The organism is Archangium sp. (assembly GCF_036389735.1).
GTDB lineage: Bacteria > Myxococcota > Myxococcia > Myxococcales > Myxococcaceae > Archangium.
Genome location: NZ_DASVWK010000677.1, coordinates 1 through 2456, shown reverse-complemented (window position 1 = coordinate 2456; position 2456 = coordinate 1). Strand labels below are relative to the sequence as shown.

The window sequence follows — 2456 nt, the reverse complement described above, 5'->3', positions numbered from 1 at the left end:
GCTCGCCGTGCTGCCCCTGCTGTGCTACGGCGCCGCCCGCATCATCGAGCTGCGCCCCGGGACGACCGCGCTCGGGGCCGCCTTCACCGGCCAGGGCTTCCTCCTCGCGCTCGACTTCGTGCGCGGGGGCGTCGACGGCCTGCTGGAGCGGGGCTGGCTCATCACCCTGCTGGACTGGGGGATGTTCGCCGTGGGCGTGGTGCTCACCCGGCAGGCCGTGGTGCGAGGACGGGCCGACGCCGGGAAGCAGGCGGAGCAGGCCCAGAAGCAGGCCGCCGAGAAGAAGGACGAGTACGCCGAGTTCCTCCGGGAAGCCGAGCGCGCGGGGGAGAAGATCGCCCAGCGCGAGGCCGCGAATGCGGAGGGGCTGGGCGCCCTGGTTCATGTCCAGCCCGCTCCGGAGGAGGCCCCCCCTGCCTCGGAGGAGGCCAGGCCCGAGGATGTGCCGAAGGCTCCCGCCGCCTGAGTCATCCCGGGCGCGTGGCCGGGCTTCAGTCGAGGAAGCGTCTCCACCAACGCCGAGCCTCGTCCTCGGTGAAGCGAAGCGACGTGTACCGAGGCTGCTCAATGGACGTCGTTCGCGGCAGGAAGAGTGGCTCGAGCCAGGGCTCCAGCACCTGGGCGAGCTCGCGGTATGTGGGAAGGGTCTTTCCGGTGGTCAGGTCGCCCGCGTCCGGCCGCTCTCCCAGAGAGACAACGGCGCGATCCTCGGCGAGTTCCACCAGCGTCGTCTCGGTCGAGTGCAGCCGGGAACGAAGGGCAGTCGCACCGCCGAGCTGAGTGAGAACGGGGGGGCCGAGGAAGTTGAGCCAGTGGACTCCATCCACCCGGTGGCCCATCCACTTCTCGTGGTGCCAGGCAGCTCGAAGGTCGATGCCTGGGTAGCGTAGGGCCTCGGCGCGAAAGGCGTCGTCCGAGACCTGAAGGCCCTGGTAGAGGTGAAGGGCCAGGCCCGCATGCCCAGAGGCGAACAGCAGCTTGGAGGCCATGTCGAGCGCCAGCTCGCGAACATGTGCGGGTCCGTGCTCTTCGAGGTACTCGATGGGAAGCGTCGCCGTGAGCAAGCTCACGAACGTCTCTTCGGGAGCAGGCCGCCACGGAATGCGAGCCCGGTACTCGAGCTGATAGCCATTGGGGTTACCGTGGCCTCCGGTGAAGAGAAGGCCCCTCTCGAAGCCGCGCTTTTCAATTCCCCGTTGCTCCGAGTCATCGTAATCATCAGGGAACGACCAGCGTTTCGTGTTCTCCAAGAGCCCGCGAACCGAGCGCCACTCCTCCGGTGTCAGTCGTGAGCCTTCGCTATAATTGTAGTGAACGAGATTGATTGACCTGGGGCCCTCGCCAACAGCGTGCATGTATCTGGCGATCGCATGGCGCACTCCGAGGGAGAGTTCCGGGTGGTCGTGCGGCATGTAGAAGACGAAGCGGACAACCTCGCGCGCAAGCAACTGTCGCTGCGGGCGCGGAGGCTCTCCGTCGTAGTGATTCCAACGTCTTGGTGGAATGCCGCGAAAGCGTAGGCGTGGATGGTAATCAATCACTCGCTTTCCCCTTGAACGGCTTGAGTTCCCCCGGTGTCACGAGGACTACCCGGCAACTTTTGGAGAGGTGCGTGTAGCTTTCCAGTTGGGCCGCCACCCCGGGAGAATTCAGCGGGTCAAGTCGGTGTCTTTCGTAGCAAGGGAACTTGAACTCGTAGACGCACTGCACGTCGGTGGCATTCCGAGTGGCATGCACCACGACATCAGGTTTGAGGGACCCGGACTTGTTGTTGGTAAGGACGGTGCCGTTGACATCGGGGGCTCCCTTGTAGCGCGGCTCGATGGAGAAGTTGCCGCGGAGTTCCTCCGGGAGGCGAGCTTTGATGCAGACGAAGGCGGCTGCGTGCTTCAGGTTCCCAAGCTCTTGGGAGAGCTTGATGGGAATCCCCTTTTCATCGACGCCCACTTGCCGGTCACACTCAGCATCGTTTGGGAACTTTCCATTCTTGAATTTGTAGCCGCCCTCGTTCTGTTGGTAAGCCGCGTTGACATCGGCATGGGCCTGGGCAACGCACTCCTTGAAGACGGTTTCGACGTAGGCCAATTCCGCTCCGGTAAGGGCGCGCTCGAGGGTGAGCAGGCCTTGACTGGCCTCAACAGTCTGGACGACTTTCTCAACCACCGGGCTGAGCCGAGTCGCCGCTGGCATGAGTATCTCGCCGGTGCTCGGGCCGACTGGGACGGAGCAGGCCGCGCCACAGGACTGGTTGAATTGAGCGCGTCCGCCGGTGAGCTGCCCGCCCCAGGAGGGCTGGGGTTGGAAGCGAAGGGGAGTGGTGCAGGAGAGGCAGAGGAGCGCGGCGGTCGAGACGACGAGCAGAAGGCACGTGGACGGTTGCGCCCGAGTCCAGGAGCCAGGATGGAGAGAAGACACCGCGTACCTCTCAGGTGGTGTTGCAAGGGAAGACTCAGCCG

The 2456-nt window shown here is 64.9% G+C and carries 2 protein-coding genes and 1 pseudogene; 1 reads left to right on the top strand and 2 read right to left on the bottom strand.

Features of this window, described 5'->3' with window-relative positions; all coding sequences use genetic code 11:
• Nucleotides 1–466, top strand: a pseudogene (locus VF794_RS23830) (hypothetical protein); the annotation flags it as partial.
• 25 nt (nt 467–491) lie between these two features.
• Here the strand turns inward: VF794_RS23830 and VF794_RS23825 are convergent.
• Complete coding sequence (locus tag VF794_RS23825) at nt 492–1355, bottom strand: type VI immunity family protein (RefSeq protein WP_331114150.1); 864 nt, start codon at nt 1353–1355, stop codon at nt 492–494.
• A gap of 178 nt (nt 1356–1533) precedes the next feature.
• Nucleotides 1534–2456: hypothetical protein (locus tag VF794_RS23820; RefSeq protein WP_331114148.1), on the bottom strand; the 923-nt coding region annotated here is incomplete at its 5' end.